At 67.5% G+C, this 15,978-nt stretch carries 17 protein-coding genes and 2 tRNA genes; 9 read left to right on the top strand and 10 right to left on the bottom strand.

The genetic code is table 11. From position 1 onward, the window contains the following. Positions 1-76 (bottom strand) — tRNA-Trp (locus tag Q0D93_RS13620). A 237-nt stretch (positions 77-313) separates the two neighbouring features. Between Q0D93_RS13620 and Q0D93_RS13615 the strand changes: the two genes are divergently transcribed. Together Q0D93_RS13615 and Q0D93_RS13610 are read left to right on the top strand one after the other, a co-directional pair. After that, positions 314-844, top strand: coding sequence for a CHAP domain-containing protein (locus Q0D93_RS13615; RefSeq protein WP_294395296.1), 531 nt, complete (start codon positions 314-316; stop codon positions 842-844). Positions 845-885: 41 nt separating this feature from the next. Next, positions 886-2,064: a glycosyltransferase family 1 protein gene (locus tag Q0D93_RS13610; protein ID WP_294395294.1), complete on the top strand. Its 1,179-nt coding sequence runs from the start codon at positions 886-888 to the stop codon at positions 2,062-2,064. A 61-nt stretch (positions 2,065-2,125) separates the two neighbouring features. Here Q0D93_RS13610 and Q0D93_RS13605 read toward each other — a convergent pair whose 3' ends face one another. The 5 genes from Q0D93_RS13605 to pnuC form a co-directional block, all read right to left on the bottom strand. Further along, positions 2,126-2,488: a UrcA family protein gene (locus Q0D93_RS13605; RefSeq protein ID WP_294395292.1), complete on the bottom strand. Its 363-nt coding sequence runs from the start codon at positions 2,486-2,488 to the stop codon at positions 2,126-2,128. 184 nt (positions 2,489-2,672) lie between these two features. Beyond that, positions 2,673-3,485 (bottom strand): pyrroline-5-carboxylate reductase, encoded by an 813-nt coding sequence (gene proC / locus Q0D93_RS13600; protein ID WP_294395290.1) that lies wholly within the window; start codon positions 3,483-3,485, stop codon positions 2,673-2,675. Beyond that, positions 3,482-3,991 (bottom strand): YbjN domain-containing protein, encoded by a 510-nt coding sequence (locus tag Q0D93_RS13595; RefSeq protein WP_294395289.1) that lies wholly within the window; start codon positions 3,989-3,991, stop codon positions 3,482-3,484. Before Q0D93_RS13595 ends, proC begins: the two co-directional genes overlap by 4 nt. A 114-nt stretch (positions 3,992-4,105) precedes the next feature. Then, positions 4,106-5,071, bottom strand: coding sequence for an AAA family ATPase (locus tag Q0D93_RS13590; protein WP_294395287.1), 966 nt, complete (start codon positions 5,069-5,071; stop codon positions 4,106-4,108). Then, on the bottom strand, positions 5,068-5,646 hold the full coding sequence (gene pnuC, locus Q0D93_RS13585; RefSeq protein ID WP_294395285.1) for a nicotinamide riboside transporter PnuC: 579 nt from the start codon (positions 5,644-5,646) through the stop codon (positions 5,068-5,070). The genes Q0D93_RS13590 and pnuC overlap by 4 nt, the downstream gene beginning before the upstream one ends. Before the next feature lie 154 nt (positions 5,647-5,800). Here pnuC and Q0D93_RS13580 point away from each other — a divergent pair. The 7 genes from Q0D93_RS13580 (at position 5,801) to argC (ending at position 12,306) form a co-directional block, all read left to right on the top strand. Beyond that, positions 5,801-5,877 (top strand) — tRNA-Pro (locus Q0D93_RS13580). 176 nt (positions 5,878-6,053) lie between these two features. After that, entirely contained in the window at positions 6,054-7,403 is a 1,350-nt protein-coding gene (gene rimO, locus Q0D93_RS13575; protein ID WP_294395283.1) for a 30S ribosomal protein S12 methylthiotransferase RimO, read from the top strand. Positions 7,404-7,670: 267 nt separating this feature from the next. Then, entirely contained in the window at positions 7,671-8,636 is a 966-nt protein-coding gene (locus Q0D93_RS13570; RefSeq protein WP_294395281.1) for a L,D-transpeptidase, read from the top strand. A 31-nt stretch (positions 8,637-8,667) separates the two neighbouring features. Next, the gene (locus Q0D93_RS13565) at positions 8,668-10,053 is read left to right on the top strand and encodes a leucyl aminopeptidase family protein (protein ID WP_294395280.1); all 1,386 of its coding nucleotides are present in this window, start codon (positions 8,668-8,670) and stop codon (positions 10,051-10,053) included. Positions 10,054-10,176: 123 nt separating this feature from the next. Further along, positions 10,177-10,509, top strand: a complete 333-nt coding sequence (locus Q0D93_RS13560; RefSeq protein ID WP_294395304.1) for a MarR family winged helix-turn-helix transcriptional regulator — start codon at positions 10,177-10,179, stop codon at positions 10,507-10,509. 10 nt (positions 10,510-10,519) lie between these two features. Next, complete coding sequence (locus Q0D93_RS13555) at positions 10,520-11,368, top strand: NlpC/P60 family protein (RefSeq protein ID WP_294395303.1); 849 nt, start codon at positions 10,520-10,522, stop codon at positions 11,366-11,368. Beyond that, the gene (gene argC, locus Q0D93_RS13550; protein ID WP_294395278.1) at positions 11,365-12,306 is read left to right on the top strand and encodes an N-acetyl-gamma-glutamyl-phosphate reductase; all 942 of its coding nucleotides are present in this window, start codon (positions 11,365-11,367) and stop codon (positions 12,304-12,306) included. The genes Q0D93_RS13555 and argC overlap by 4 nt, the downstream gene beginning before the upstream one ends. A 149-nt stretch (positions 12,307-12,455) precedes the next feature. Here the strand turns inward: argC and mltG are convergent, their stop codons facing one another. The 4 genes from mltG to fabG form a co-directional block, all read right to left on the bottom strand. Further along, positions 12,456-13,445, bottom strand: coding sequence for an endolytic transglycosylase MltG (gene mltG, locus Q0D93_RS13545; RefSeq protein ID WP_294395276.1), 990 nt, complete (start codon positions 13,443-13,445; stop codon positions 12,456-12,458). Positions 13,446-13,477: 32 nt separating this feature from the next. Beyond that, positions 13,478-14,737, bottom strand: coding sequence for a beta-ketoacyl-ACP synthase II (fabF, locus tag Q0D93_RS13540; RefSeq protein ID WP_294395274.1), 1,260 nt, complete (start codon positions 14,735-14,737; stop codon positions 13,478-13,480). 188 nt (positions 14,738-14,925) lie between these two features. After that, positions 14,926-15,162 (bottom strand): acyl carrier protein, encoded by a 237-nt coding sequence (locus tag Q0D93_RS13535; RefSeq protein ID WP_294395273.1) that lies wholly within the window; start codon positions 15,160-15,162, stop codon positions 14,926-14,928. Positions 15,163-15,233: 71 nt separating this feature from the next. Continuing rightward, the gene (gene fabG, locus Q0D93_RS13530; protein ID WP_294395271.1) at positions 15,234-15,974 is read right to left on the bottom strand and encodes a 3-oxoacyl-[acyl-carrier-protein] reductase; all 741 of its coding nucleotides are present in this window, start codon (positions 15,972-15,974) and stop codon (positions 15,234-15,236) included. Between the last annotated feature and the right edge of the window lie 4 nt (positions 15,975-15,978).

The following is a 15,978-nucleotide window of genomic DNA, read 5'->3' as shown; positions in this document are numbered from 1 at the left end:
TGGCAGGAGTGGAGGGACTCGAACCCACGGCCCTCGGTTTTGGAGACCGATGCTCTACCAACTGAGCTACACTCCTCCGCCGGGAGCGAGGGGCGACATAGCGGCGTGGCCGTGCCGACGCAAGCCACCCCGGCGATTCGATAGATTAAAGGACGTTAACCTGACGAAACGATGTCCCGCAGCGGTGAATGGAGCGGTCCAGCGCCATGCTGCGCGAGCGAACGCGGGCATGTCACACCTCGTCGCAGGAGACTTTCGCGACGAAGCGCGATCGGCCACCGATACTGCATTAGCGGGATCGGGGGATCAGCCGATGATGTTGAAGCGTTTCAAGGCGGCATTTTGTTCCATGCTTTTCGTGGCGGCGCTCACCATGCCGCAGGCCGCGAATGCACAGGCGACCTTCTGGCAGTGCGCCCCGTTTGCTCGCGTCTTTTCGGGCATCCAGCTGTTCGGGGCGGCGGCATCGTGGTGGAACCAGTCCATGGGCAAATATGGCCAGGGCCACGCACCGAAGCCGGGTTCGGTACTGGTGTTCAAGGCGATCAACTCCATGCGCTCGGGCCATGTGGCGACTGTCACCAAGGTCATTTCCGAGCGCATCGTCGAGGTCACGCATGCCAATTGGAGCGCGCGCGGCGGGGTCGAGCGTGACGTCAAGGTAGTCGACGCCTCCGCCAACGGTGACTGGAGCTCGGTCAAAGTGTGGTACGGGCCGATCCGCGACATCGGCACCAAGGCCTATCCGACCTATGGCTTCATCTATGGCGGGGCGCAGGCCGTCGCCAAGGATGCCCAGGCGGTCGCCGGCAAGATGCTGAAGGACGACGCGGCCGAGGGCTGAGAGACGTAGCCTTTTTCCAGCCATATCGGTAACGGCGGCGGATGGATGTTTCAGACCTTCGCGTAGCCCTGTTTTCCGGCAATTATAATTACGTTCGCGACGGCGCCAATCAGGCGCTGAACCGCCTGAGCGGCTATCTGCAGCGCCAAGGCGCCAAGGTCCGGATCTACAGCCCCAAGAGCAAGACCCCCGCTTTCCCCGGCATCGGCAAGGTCGTGGGCGTGCCGGCCATCCCCATCCCGGGGCGCACCGAATATCGCATGCCGCTGGGCATCCCCGGCAAGGTGCAGCGCGACCTGAAGGAATTCGGGGCGAACATCTTCCATGTCTCCATTCCTGAATTCCTCGGGCACCGCGCCGTGACGCTGGCGCACAAATGGAACAAGCCGGTGGTCGCGTCCGTGCACACCCGCTTCGAAACCTACCCGCGTTATTACGGCTTCGCTTTCCTGGAGCCGGTGGTGGAGGCCGGGCTGCGCCGCTTCTATCGCCGCTGCGACGCCATCTTCGCGCCGTCCGAATCGATGGCGCAGGTGCTGCGCGAACAGCGGATGAGCTATGATGTCGGCATCTGGTCGCGCGGGGTGGATACCGACATCTTCAATCCCGCCCGCCGCGACATGGAGTGGCGGCGTTCGCTCGGCATCGGCGACGACGAAGCGGTGGTCGCCTTCATCGGCCGGATCGTGATGGAAAAGGGCCTCGACGTCTTTGCCGAGACGATGGACATGCTCCACCGACGCGGGACCAAGGCACGGATGCTGATCATCGGCGAGGGCCCCGCCCGCCCCTGGTTCGAGAATCGCCTGCCGGACGGCGCGGTCTTCACCGGCTTCCAGCGTGGCGAGGATCTGGCGCGCGCGATCGCCTCGTCCGACATGCTGCTCAATCCAAGCGTGACCGAGACGTTCGGCAACGTGACGCTGGAGGCGATGGCGTGCGGATTGCCCGTAATCGCGGCACGCGCCACCGGCAGCCTCAGCCTGGTCGAGGATAACATAACCGGCCGCCTGATCCGTCCCGGCGCGAACGAAGCCTTCGCCCAGGCGCTCCGCTTCTACTGCCAGGACGCATCGGCCCGCGCCGCCGCGGGCGAAGCGGGTCGTCAGGTCAGCGAGCGTTATTCGTGGGACGCGGTCAACGGGGCGCTGGTGGACGGCTATCTGCGCATCATCCGCAACCGTGCGGCGGGCAACCGGCCGATCAACCGCCCGCGATAAGGCCGGCGCATTGTTGTGCTGCGGCGAAGGCCGGAGCACTGATTTCCACCTGCCCGCCGGGTCAGGGGGCGACCACCGAGTCGCGCCTGCCGTCGGGCCAGCGGACCCGCCCGGCAGCCTCGGCATAAGCCTGCCGCCAGCAGGTCGAGCCGGCGACGGCGCGCTTGACGTCGGTCAGGCTGAACGTCGACGCGCCGCAGGCTTCCAACGCGGCATTGGCGAGCCGCCGCTGGACGCGGCCCACCTCGGCAGCGGTTTCGGGCGTGCGATCGAGGCCGCTCACGCGGACATCGGTGGTGATGGTGCCGGTCGGGTCGGTGCTTTTGGATGCCGCCGCCGGGACGGCCGCCAGCAGCAGGACCGGAAGCATGGCCGCCAGCGCCAAGCCTCGTCCGCGCCGGATGGACGCAAAGTGATCGATCATGGCATTCTCTCCTCTACTCGACACCCCTCTTTTTGGTACCTCCAAGGGCATGGGCATCGCGCGAACCCGCCCGGCATTGTCAGCCGGGCGGTACGCCAAGTATAAGCTTCAAAGAGGCAGGTTCAAGGATCGGCGGCGATATGCAGGCGTGCGTGCGGGCAGGCGGACGTGCCGCTTATGCGGATCAGCGGGCCGCCGCCGCCATCTCACGGTTGCGCAGCAGGGCGGCGGTAAGCGTGTTGCGCACCAGCGGCTTCAGGCCCTCGGGCTCATCCAGCACGTCCAGCCCGCGCCGGGTGCTGCCTCCGGGGCTGGCGACCCGCTCCGCCAGCTGATGCGGCGTTTCGGCGGAGCTGGCCGCCAACGCCCCTGCCCCGGCGACGGTCGCCAGCGCCAGGCGCGCCGCCTGGTCGGCCGGCAGCCCCATATCGGCACCGGCATGGGCCAATGCATCGACGAAGCGGAACAGAAAGGCCGGGCCCGATCCGCTCAACGCGCTGACCGCATCCATCAGCGGCTCATCCACCCATTCGGTCAGCCCGAGCAGCGCGAAGGAGGCGGAAACCGGCGCCCGCGCGGCCGCATCGGCCTGGTCGGCGACGAGCCCGGTCGCCCCCTGGCCGATCGCCACCGGCGTGTTCGGCATGGCGCGGACGATCAGCCCGGGCGCGGCGAATCGCTGGCGCAACGCCGCCAGCTCGACGCCCGCCAGGATCGACACCAACGTCGTCTCGCTGCCCAAAGTCGGCGCGAGCGACGGCGCGATCTGATCGATCATCTGCGGCTTGACGCCCAGCACCACCATCGCCGGGATCGCACCATCGGCCGGCGGCACGGCCAGCACCGTCACGCCGTCCGCAAATGGCTCCCCCGACTTGCGGATCACGGTGACCTGCGCCGGATCGAGGCCTGCTTCCAGCCAGCGGCGCAGGATCGCGCCGCCCATGTTGCCGCAGCCGACGAACCAGATCGGTCCGGTAATGGGAAAGTCGCTCATGCCTCGCCGTGCGTCTCGATCATCGCGGCGGCGATCGCCTCGCTCGGCGACTTGCCGCCCCACAACACGAACTGGAACACCGGATAGAAACGCTCGCACTCGTCCACGGCCGCTTCGATCAGCGTACCCGCCTGCGCGCTGGTCAGCGGCGTTTCGCCCGCCCCGTCGAGCAAGGCGGCGTGGCGGAACAGCAGGATGCCGTTGGACGACCACAGCTCGAAATGGCCGATCCACAATTGCTCGTTCACAAGGCCGATCGTCTCGTAGACCTCCGCCCTCTTGTCGGCCGCCACCCGGATGTCCGGCAGGGCCAGGAATTGCAGCACCCGGTCGGCCTCGCGCCAGACGCCGCGCAGCTCATACTGGGTCCAGCTGCCCAGTGCGGTGGCGATGATCTCCTCGTCGCCCAGGCGTTCGTGGGTCCAGCCGCGCGCGTCGAAATAGCTTTCCAGAGTATCGATCGGGGCTTCGTCGTCCTGTTCGCCCTCATATTCGTCGGCGATCATCACGCGCTCCTTGTATCTGGCCTTCGACGCTAACGTCGATCCTCCCCGACGCAAGCATCGCCCGGCCATGTTGGTGACAAAGCTGTGGATAGATAGGGAAAGATCTGTGGAGTGTCACAGGCCCGCATAAGCGATTGCCGCCAGCGCCCGGCCGAACCGCTCCTCCACCGGGCCGTCGATCACCCGATAAAGTAGCCCGCGCCGCTCCAGCTCCCGCCGCGACAGGTCGAAGAATCGGCGACGCTCATCTTCCTGGCCGTAGATCCGCAGCCCGTCATCCACGAACGGCATGTCGATGTCGAGCAGCAGGTAGAGGTCGGCCGTGTCGACGAAGCGGTCGAACCACGGATCGCGCTGTTGCAGCGCCATGTCGGCCCACACCGCCGTCATCACCGGATCGGTGTCCAGGATCAGGCGGACGTTGCACTGGCGCAGCATCGCCCGGGTCAAGGCGGCATGGGTCCGCCCGATCGTCACCAGATCGGCCATGTCCGTGTCGCGCCCGAACTGCTCGCAATAGGTGCGGCCATATTCCGGCACGAACAACGTCTCAAAATGCGCCGCCAGTTGCGCGGCGAGCGTGCTCTTGCCTGTGCTTTCGGGCCCGTGGAGGCAGATGGTGCGCGCATAGGTCGGCCGCACCGCCGGCGGCAGATATTGCCAATAGTCGTGCGGACGTTCGCGGATGACATCGGACTGCACCGGCACCGCCGTCTGCTCCGGATCGATCAGCACGAACCGCGCGCCGATCCGCTCGGCAATCTCCTGCTGCACGGGATTGGCCGCGAACAGGCAGTCGACCGGCCCGTGCTGCACCGTACGCAACCGTTCGATCAGCCAGGCGCACAGGTCGGCATCGCGCTGCACATCCTCCGCCGGGGGCGCCTCGATCGCGACCACGCGGGCGGCGGGAAACATCTCCAACAGCCAGCGGACGCGCGCGACGCCGTCGGGCCACACGCCGGGCGTGGCGCACACCACCACCGTCAGCTGATCGACCAGCGCCTGCGCGGTCCGGATCAGCGCCTCATGTCCCAGGTGGAGTGGCAGAAAGCGCCCGATCACCATCCCATTCGTCACGCCGATTCCCTCCCCCTTGCGGCATTCCATTGCCGCAGCCCGGTAATCGACAGCAGCAGGAACAGCCCATACAGCCCCGCCGTCAGGTACAGCGCCTTGGCGAAATACAGCCCGATCGCGGCAACATCGATCAGGATCCACAGCACCCAATTCTCGATGCGACGCCGCGCCAGCAGCACCTGCGCCGCGATGCTCGCCACGGCGATGGCGGCGTCCCACCACGGAAAGGCGGCATCGGTATAGGCTCGCATGATGCTGCCCCACAGGGCCGCCACCGCCGCGATCATCACCACCCACGCCACGCGCGCCGGATTGGTCAGCCGCTCCACGGCGACGGCATGTCGCACCCCGCCCGCGCGCCACCACGACCACCAGCCGTAGAGCTGGATCGCGAAGAAGAAGAGCTGCAGGATCGCGTCGCTATACAGCCGCGCGTCGAAGAAGATGCGGGCATACAGCGCCACCATCGCCAGCCCGAACGGATAGTTCCAGATGCTGCGGCGGACCAGCAGCACGATGTTGGCGACGCCGAGCGCGGTGGCGACGGCTTCCAGCGGATTGGCGAAGATGGGCACGGGCCCGGACGCTACCGTGCGGCGCCACGACGCGCCACCTTCTTTGCGGTCCCGTGCGGATAGCGCTTGCAGCCGGCGCATGTCGCCGCTAACAGGCCCCTCGCTTAGCTCGCCGGTCCGCTCTTCCCAAGAGCATCAAGGATCCGCGCTCCGTCGGGGAGTAGCTCAGCCTGGTAGAGCACTGTCTTCGGGAGGCAGGGGCCGGAGGTTCGAATCCTCTCTCCCCGACCATTTGCTGTCGATCAACGTCGCCTTCGGGCTCCCGCCGATGCGGACGGCCGGCTGATGGCAGCGGCGCTTGGCAGGCGTGACGCTCCTGATCCTGTCACTGCGTGCGGAATGCTGCTCCGATCGCGTGCGTTACCCCTCGAAAATCGGCGGCACATCGCCTATGTGGCGGCTATCCCATGGCAACGACACTCCCCTCCCCGCCCAAGGTCGGCATGGTGTCGCTTGGCTGTCCCAAGAATCTGGTGGACAGCGAGCGCATCCTGACCAAGCTCCGCGCAGACGGCTATCAGATGTCCCCCGATTATGCGGGTGCGGACGTGGTGCTGGTCAATACCTGCGGCTTCCTCGATTCGGCCAAGGAGGAAAGCCTGGAGGCGATCGGCGAGGCGATCGCCGAAAATGGGCGGGTGATCGTCACCGGCTGCATGGGGAAAGAGGCGGAGCTGATCCAGGCGCGCTTCCCCCAGGTTCTCGCGGTCACCGGCGCGCATCAATATGAACAGGTGGTGAGCGCGGTGCATCATGCGGCGCCCGTGCCGCCGTCGGCCTATCTGGACCTGGTGCCGCAGGCGGATCGCGCGCGCGACCTGAAGCTGACGCCGCGTCATTACAGCTATCTGAAGATTTCGGAGGGGTGCAATCACCGGTGCTCCTTCTGCATCATCCCGGCGCTGCGCGGCGACCTCGCCAGCCGTCGCCCCGACGCGATCCTGCGCGAAGCGGAGAAGCTGGTCGCGGCGGGCACGCGTGAATTGCTGGTCATTAGCCAGGATACGTCGGCCTACGGGCTCGACCTGCGCCATGCCTCCTATCCGCTGAAGGGCGGGGGCGAGGTCAAGGCGGACATGACCGACCTTGCTCGGTACCTCGGACAGCTGGGGGCGTGGGTGCGGCTGCATTACGTCTACCCCTATCCGCATGTCGATCGGGTGATCCCGCTGATGGCGGACGGGCTGGTGCTGCCCTACCTCGACATTCCGTTCCAGCATGCCTCGCCATCGGTGCTGCGGGCGATGAAGCGGCCGGCCAACGACGCCAAGGTGCTGGATCGCATCCGCAACTGGCGCGCGATCTGCCCGGACATCGCCATCCGCTCGACCTTCGTGGTCGGCTTTCCCGGCGAGACGGAGGCGGATTTCCAATATCTGATGGACTGGCTGGCCGAGGCGCAGCTCGACCGGGTCGGCGCGTTCCGGTTCGAGCCGGTCGAGGGCGCGGCGGCCAACACCCTGCCCGGCGCGGTGCCGGAAGAGGTCAAGGAGGAGCGTTACGCCCGCCTGATGGATCTGACCGCCCGCATCTCCGCCGCCAAGCTGGAGGCCAAGGTCGGCCGCACGCTGGACGTCATCATCGACGCGGCGGACGAGGACGGCGGCGCCACCGGCCGCTCCATGGCGGACGCGCCGGAGATCGACGGCGAAGTCCACCTGCGCGACGCCTTCGGCCTGACACCGGGGGATGTGGTCCGGGTCGAGATCGAGGATGCCGACGACCACGACCTGTTCGGGGTGCCGGTAGCCGGTTGAGCGGTGCCCGGTGTGGCCGGGCTTGACCGTCGTGCTGGATTACGGCCCCACCGGCGGTGGGCCGCGTGGCGGACGGCAGTACCCGGACGTGAGAGACATGGGCCTTGCCTTTACAGGGGCTACGCTGGAGGTGTCGGCACGGCATCGGGGTTGGAGTGAACAGCCGCTCGCCGCTGCGAAGAGCAGAATGCTCGCTTCGCAGGGCCGAGCGAGCCATCAGGTTCGCCCGCTTTTCCGATCAGCCAAACTCTGGCACCTGTGGTCTGCATGAAGACCCTGCCCAGGCATATCCTGCCTGCCCTGACCGGCTTGTCGATCGCCGCCGCCCTTGCCCCGCCGCTGCCCGCCCAGACGCCGCAGGGAAAGACGATCGAGCGGATGGCGGCGGGCGAGTCTTTCTGGGCGCCGGAGATCGCGCCGGAGGGGCCGGTGATCGTGATCGTCAGTCTGACCGCGCAAAAGGCGTTCGTGTACCGCAACGGCATTCCGATCGGCGTCACCACCATCTCCAGCGGCAAGGATGGGCATGAGACGCCGACGGGCGTGTTCACCATCCTGCAGAAGGAGGTGGACCACAGATCCAACCTTTATAGCAACGCGCCAATGCCCTTCATGCAGCGCCTGACCTGGGACGGGATCGCGCTGCATGCCGGCAAGCTGCCCGGCCATCGCGCCAGCCACGGCTGCATCCGCCTGCCCTTGACGTTCGCCAAGCAATTGTTCGGCATCACCCGCCTTGGCCTGACCGTGATCGTGACCAACAATGCAGCCCTGCCCGAAGTGGCCCCGGTCGGCCCCGTGCTGGAGCCGTTGTCGGGCGACCGGGTACGATCCGGCAGTTACCGGTGGCAGCCCGATGCCGCCGCCAGCGGTCCGGTATCGATCCTGGTGAGCGGCCGCGACCGGCGGGTGATCGTGCTGCGCGACGGGGTACAGATCGGATCCAGCGTGGTCGCGTTCGAGCGGCCGGTGGAGGAAACCAGCGCCTATGTGCTGCGCGGGATCGATGCGGCGGGGCAGCATTGGCTGCGCCTGCCGCTCCCCGTCCAGCCCCGACCGTCATCGGCCGAACTGTCCGCCGAGGACATGGCCGAAGCCAGCCTGCCGCAGGGATTTCGCGACGCCGTCGCCGGCGTGCTCACCCCGGGCACCACCATTCTCGTCACCCGCGAATCCATCGCCAGCAGTGGAACCGGCGCGCGCGTCGGCCTGATTGAGGCGGACGCGCGTTGACCCCTTCCTGTGTTCAAGGATGCGCCACACCATGACCGATTTCGCCGCTCTGCTCGCCCCCGACCGTGGCCAGCCCGCCCGCACCATCGCGGTGGTGACTGAGGGGGGGTTCGACGCGTGGTTGAAGGGTCAGTCGCCCCGCGCACGCGCGGCGATCGCGGCGGCGCGCTTCACCGCCAAGGCGGACACGATGGTGGTCCTGCCGGGCGAGGCGGCGGAGGATTGGAGCGTCGCGGTCGGCGGAGATGAAACGGCAGGGCCGTGGCACCTGGCATCGGCCGCCGCCAAGCTGCCCGAGGGGAGCTATCGGCTGGCAAACGGAGCGGCTGCGGACGGCGCACTCGGCTGGCTGCTCGCGCAGCACAGCTTCGACCGTTATCGCCAGGCGCCGACAGCGCGTGGAGGCCGCCTCCTGCTGACCAGCGACCCCGCGCGGATCGATGAGGCCGTGCGGCTGGCCGAGGCGACGGCGTTGGTGCGCGACCTGGTGGACACCGGCGCAAGTGATCTGGGCCCCGCCGAACTGGCGGGGGCCGCGCGCGACCTTGCCGATGCCTTCGGCGCCACCTTGACCGTCACCGAGGGGCAAGCGCTGGCGGACAATTACCCCATGATCCACGCGGTCGGCCGCGCCGCGTCGGATGCCCGCGCGCCGCGCCTGATCGAGCTGGAATGGGGCGATCCCGCCCACCCGCGCGTGGCGGTGGTGGGCAAGGGCGTCTGCTTCGATTCGGGCGGGCTCGACATCAAGCCGTCGTCGGGCATGCTGCTGATGAAAAAGGACATGGGCGGGGCCGCCCACGCGCTGGCGCTTGCCCGGCTGATCATGGGGGCGCGCCTGCCGGTGCGGCTCCACCTGCTGATCCCGGCGGTGGAGAATGCCATTTCCAGCGACGCCTTCCGCCCCGGCGACGTCCTGCGCAGCCGCAAGCGCCTGTTCGTGGAGATCGGCAACACCGACGCGGAAGGCCGCCTGATCCTGGCCGATGCGCTGACCAAGGCGTGCGAGGAGGCGCCGGAGCTGGTGATCGACTTCGCCACGCTGACCGGCGCGGCGCGCGTGGCGCTCGGCCCCGACATGCCCGCCTTGTTCGCCAATGACGACGCGCTTGCCGCCGACCTGATCGCCGGGGGCGAGCGGACGCACGACCCGCTGTGGCGGCTGCCATTGTGGGCGCCCTATCTGGACATGCTGAAATCCGACGTGGCCGACATCAACAATGCCGGCGGGGCCTTTGCCGGCACGATCACGGCGGCGTTGTTCCTGGAGAAATTCGTGGGCGAAGGCACACACTGGGCCCATCTCGACACCTTTGCGTGGCGTCCGGCGGCCAAGCCGGGGCGGCCCAAGGGCGGCGAGGCGCTGGGCCTGCGCGCCGCGTGGAGCATGATGCGCCACCGTTACGGTCAAAGTTAATCAAAGCTTCGCAATCCTATTCGCCGATGAAACGATCGGCGCGCCCATGTGTTCTGCTGACCAAGAGGATGATGTTTTCACCGAGGCCGGGCAATGATACACGATACGACCCTGTCGGGCTGGATGCAGACGCTGGTGGGATATGTCCGTTCGGGGCAGCCGGACCTCACCAATCGGCAGATGGCTCTTTTATTGTTGGTTTACCTGACGCCCGGGCCGCATACGGTCCGGGGGCTGGCGCAGGCGCTGGGCGTGTCCAAGCCGGTCGTCACCCGCGCCTTGAACACGCTGGGTGCGCTCGGCTATCTGCGCCGCGAGCGGGATGAGGCGGATCGCCGCAACATCTTCATCGCGCCGACGGACATGGGGACCAATTTCCTTGAAGGCTTTGGAGGGCTTATCGACGGCGACGCGCCCGCGCACCTCAGCGGGCAGTTGCGACACGCAGCGGCCTGACGGCTTTCGGCTGTGCGGGCCGTCGCGGCGGCTCGACCCGCGCATTCACGCCTACCGGCCCGACATTGCCGACATCGCGCTGGCAGGACAGCTGTTCGCCCCCCATTATGCGCGGGCCGAAACCAGCGCCTGCATCGCCCCCTTCGCCATGCTCCGCGCCCGCCCGTCCACCTCTGCCCCCGCCGTGTCGCAGATCGTGCAGGGCGAAGGCTTTGCCTTGTTGGATCAGGCGGGCGGATGGGCGTGGGGGTATAGCCTGCACGACCATTATGTCGGGTATGTCTCCGCCGCCGCCTTGGGCCCGATCACCGCGCCGACGCATCGCGTGACGGCCCCGGCCGCGCTGATCTTCGCCCATCCCGACATCAAGTCGCCCTGTCTGGGGACGCTGCCGCTGGGCGCGTGCGTCGCGGGCGATGAAGGCGACGGCTACCTGCGCACCGCCGACGGCTATCTCCATGCCCGGCACGTCGCGCCGCTGGGTGCGATCGTGGATCCGGTGACGGCGGCCGAGGGGATGGTCGGGTTGCCCTATCTGTGGGGCGGTCGAGGGGCCGATGGGCTCGACTGTTCGGGGCTGGTCCAGCGCGCGCTGGAAATGGGCGGCATCTCCGCACCACGCGACAGCGACCAGCAGCGGGAGACCGTCGGCAAATTCCTGCCCGACGATGCGGCCCTGCAACGCGGCGACCTGGTCTTCTTCCCCGGCCATGTCGGCATCATGGTCGATGCCGACCGCATCGTGCATGCCAATGCGCATTGGATGCGGACGGTGATCGAGCCGCTGGCCGACGTCGTCGCGCGCCTGACCTCCGCTTACCCCCAACCCATCATCGCACGGCGCCGGATCGCAGCATGACCACACAGATCTTTATCGACGGCGCGGCCGGCACCACCGGGCTGGAAATCCGCGAACGGCTGGCAGGGCGCGGGGACGTGACGCTCCTCACCCTGCCCGAAGAGCGGCGCAAGGATGCCGCCGCGCGGCGCGAGATGCTGAACGACGCCGACATCGTCATCCTCTGCCTGCCCGACGACGCCGCGCGCGAGGCGGTGGGCCTGATCGACAACCAGCGCACGCGGGTGATCGACGCATCCACCGCATTCCGGACCGATGCCGCCTGGACCTATGGCTTTCCCGAGCTTGAGCCGGACGGGCGGGCCCGGGTGGCCGAAGCCCGGCGCGTGTCCAATCCCGGCTGCTACCCGACCGGTTTTCTGGGGCTGGTACGGCCTTTGGTCCGCTGCGGGCTGCTGCCCGCCGACACGCCGGTCAGCGTCAACGCCGTGTCGGGCTATTCCGGTGGCGGCAAGAGCATGATCGCCGCGTTCGAGCAGCCGGACGATCCCGCCGCCGGCGACACCGCATTCCGCGCTTATGCCCTGGGTCTCGGCCACAAGCATGTGCCGGAAATGCGGGGCCATGCCGGGCTGACCCACGCGCCGATCTTCGCCCCCGCGGTGGCGCGTACCTATCGCGGGATGCTGGTGGAGGTGCCGCTCCACCTGCACCTGCTGCCGGGCAGGCCGAGCCTGCGCCAGCTGCGCGATGCGTTGGCGGAGGCCTATCACGGCAGCGCGCTGGTGCGGGTGCAGCAGGATCAGCCGGCCATGCTGACCGTCGAACATGCCGCCGACAGCGATCGGCTGGACCTGTTCGTCTGCGGCAGCGACGATGCCGGACAGGCGCGCCTGATCGCCGCGCTCGACAATTTGGGCAAGGGTGCCGCCGGTGCCGCCGTGCAGAGCCTGAACCTGATGGCGGGACTGGCCGAAACGGAAGGGTTGCGACTGTAGGGGCCGCTTGAGGGGAAGAGCGCCTCTCCCCAGCCGGCTGCTGATGGCGGCCGCCTCCACCGAAACCATGATCGGCTGTTGAACCGCCTCAATTCGGCAGGGAGCGGATCGTCGATCGCGATCAACACAACCCGCCCCGCGCCCCGACGTCAGCGCGCGCCCTGCGCCTTTCGCAGCCGGTAATAACGCTGCACATTGGCATTGTGATCGGCCAGGTTGCTGGCGAAAACGTGCCCGCCCTTGCCGTCCGCCACGAAATACAGGGCATCGGTGTTGGCCGGCGCCAGCACCGCCGCGATCGAATCCTTGCCGGGGTTGGTGATCGGGCCCTTGGGCAAACCGGTCATGGCATAGGTGTTGTAATCGTTCCTGGCGCGCACCTCGCTCAGCTTGATGCGGCGACCCAGCGGCTTGCCGTGGGTCATCGGGTAGATGATCGTCGGATCAGCCTGCAGCCGCATACCGGTGCGCAGGCGGTTGCTGTAGACGCCCGCCACCATCGCCCGCTCCTGTGGGACCGAGGTTTCCTTTTCCACGATCGCGGCCAGGGTCATCGCCTCCGCCTTGCTGTTGACGGCGGTGTTGGCCTTGCGCGTCATCCACAACTGATCGAGCGTGTGCGTCATCGCATCCTGCATCCGCTTCAGCACCGCCTTGCGCGGCTCGCCCCGCTGGAAGCTGTAGGTGCCGGGCAGGACCGACCCTTCGGCGGGCACAGGCAATTTGCCGGTCAGCAGCTTCTCGCGCGCGATCCGCTCGAACACCAGGATCGACGGCATGCCTTCCGGGATGGTGACCAGGCGCTGCACCGTCCGCCCGCTCTGCAGCAGGGCCAGGATCTCGCGCGCGCTTATGTCCGGCGAGACTTCATACTCGCCGGCCTTGATCGGCTCGTTCGATCCGAAGCGGCGGGCAAAGCGGAGGAAGCCGGTGGTGGAGCGCACCGCGCCGACCCGCTCCAGCTCGCGCGCGGCGGCGGCGAGGGTGGAGCCCTGCGGCACGACCAGGGTGGTGGGTGCCTCCGCCGGTCCGGGCCCGGTCCAGTTGCGGTACAGGTACAACCAGCCGAGCCCCGCCACCAGCAGGGCCACGATCAGAAGGCAGCCGATGCCGCGTCCTGCAGAGGATCGTTTCGCCACGAATCTATCCTAGGTCGCCAGGTGCCGTGGGATCAAATCGCCCGCATCACCAGGCTGGCATTGGTCCCGCCGAAGCCGAAGCTGTTGTTCAGCACCGCCTTGACCGGCCGCTTCTTGGCTTCGTTCGGAACGAGGTCGACGCCGACGCAGCTGTCGCTGGGATTGTCCAGGTTGATGGTCGGCGGCACGATCTGGTCCCGCAGCGCCAGGATGCAGAAGATCGATTCGACTGCGCCGGCTCCGCCGAGCAGGTGGCCGATCATCGACTTGGTGGACGACATGGACACGGTGTCGATCGCATCGCCGAACAGGCGGCGGACCGCGCCCAGCTCCAGCTCGTCACCCAGCGGGGTCGAGGTGCCGTGGGCGTTGATGTAATCGATGTCCTTGGGCTCCAGCCCGGCCTTGCGCAGCGCCATCTGCATAGAGCGATAAGCGCCGTCACCTTCCGGGTGGGGCGCGGTGACGTGATAAGCGTCGCCGGTCAGGCCGTAGCCAACCACCTCGGCATAGATCTTCGCACCGCGCGCCTTGGCATGTTCATATTCCTCCAGCACGACCATGCCCGCGCCTTCGCCCATGACGAAGCCGTCGCGGTCCTTGTCATAGGGGCGTGATGCCTTTTCGGGCGTGTCGTTGAAGCCGGTGGACAAAGCGCGCGCCTGCGCGAAGCCGGCAATGCCCAGCGGGCAGATCGCGCTTTCCGCACCGCCCGCCACCATGATGTCGGCATCGTCGGCGGCGATGATCCGCGCGGCGTCACCGATGGCGTGGGCGCCGGTCGAGCATGCGGTGACCACCGCATGATTCGGACCGCGCAAGCCGTATTTGATGGAGACCTGGCCCGAGATCAGGTTGATCAGGCGGCCATGCACGAAATGCGGGGAGACACGGCGCGGCCCCTTTTCGTGGCGCACGATCGATTCGCTCTCGATCCCCGGCAGGCCGCCGATGCCCGAGCCCATCACGCATCCGACGCGAATCGATTCTTCATAGGACAATTCGCCGATGCCGGCATCTTCCAGCGCCTGGCCGGCGGCATCGATGCCGAAGACGATAAAGGGATCGACCTGGCGCTGGACCTTGTGATCGACACGCTTGCCGGCGTCGAAGCCCCACGGGTGATCCGCCGGTTTGACCTCGCACGCGATGGTGCAGGCCTGGTCGGAAGGATCGAAACGCTGGATCCGTCCCGCGCCGGACCTGCCGGCCAGGATGTTCGCCCAGGCGGTCTCCACATCGGCGCCCACCGGGGTCACGAGCCCCAATCCAGTCACGACCACCCGACGCATCGTCCGCTCCTTCTTCTCTTTTTGTCACCCTTCGTGCTGGCGGAGGTCCGTGCCGGTTCGGCAAAAACGCGCCATCGGGGGTGGAGACATAAGCCTTCGGCTACGCGAAGGCGACTTCGTTTAAACCGAAAACGGCTCCCCAACGCAGCTGCGCCGGGAAGCCGTTTCTAGCCGTTGCCGGCGATCGATCAGCCCTTGTGGGTGTCGATGTAGCTGATGGCATCCTTGACGGTGGTGATCTTCTCGGCCGCGTCGTCCGGGATCTCCACGCCGAATTCTTCCTCGAACGCCATCACCAGTTCGACGATGTCGAGGCTGTCCGCGCCGAGATCATCGATGAAGCTCGCGTCCTCGGTGACCTTCTCCGGCTCGACGCCGAGATGCTCGACGACAATCTTCTTCACGCGATCGGGGGTGTCGCTCATGGCTTTTCTGTTTCCCTAGTCTGGATTTTGCGTTGCCCTAGCTGCGTGCCTGCCGTCCCGCAAGAGGGGCGTCAGAGCATCGCCATGCCGCCGTTGACGTGGATCGTCTGTCCGGTGACGTACCCGGCCTCGCGGCTGGCGAGGTAAGCGGCGGCGGCACCGATGTCCGCTCCCTGCCCCAGGTCGCCGGCCGGGATGCGTTGCAGGATGGCGCCCTTCTGCTGATCGTTCAGCACGTCCGTCATGGCGGAGCGGATGAAGCCCGGCGCCACGCAGTTCACCGTGATCTGGCGGCTGGCAAACTCCTGCGCCAGCGCCTTGGTCATGGCGGTCAGCCCGCCCTTGGACGCGGCGTAATTGGCCTGGCCGGGATTTCCGGTCCATCCCACCACCGACGTGACCGAGATGATGCGGCCGAAGCGCGCCTTCATCATCGGGCGGCTGGCGGCCCGGATCAGGCGAAAGGCGGCCTCCAGGTTGACGGAGATCACCTGGTCCCATTCGTCATCCTTCATCCGCATCGCCAGATTGTCGCGGGTGACGCCGGCATTGTTGACCAGGATGTCGAGCTTGCCGCCCAGCGCCTCGATCGCGTTCGGCACCAGAGCCTCGACCGATGCCGTGTCGGACAGGTTGGCCGTGACCGTCACCGCATCACCGCCAATCTCCGCCTGGACGGCGTCCAGCGCCTCCTGACGGGTACCGGACAGCGCCACCCGGGCACCCTGCGCCGCCAGTGCCTTGGCTATCGCCGAGCCGATGCCCCCGGACGCGCCGGTCACCAGCGCGGTCATGCCTGAAAGGTCGAACATTCCG

The sequence above is a fragment of the uncultured Sphingomonas sp. genome (assembly GCF_934560975.1).
Taxonomy (GTDB): Bacteria; Pseudomonadota; Alphaproteobacteria; order Sphingomonadales; family Sphingomonadaceae; genus Sphingomonas_I.
Note: the sequence above shows the minus strand (reverse complement) of the source record. Positions and strands in the feature narration are given on the sequence as shown.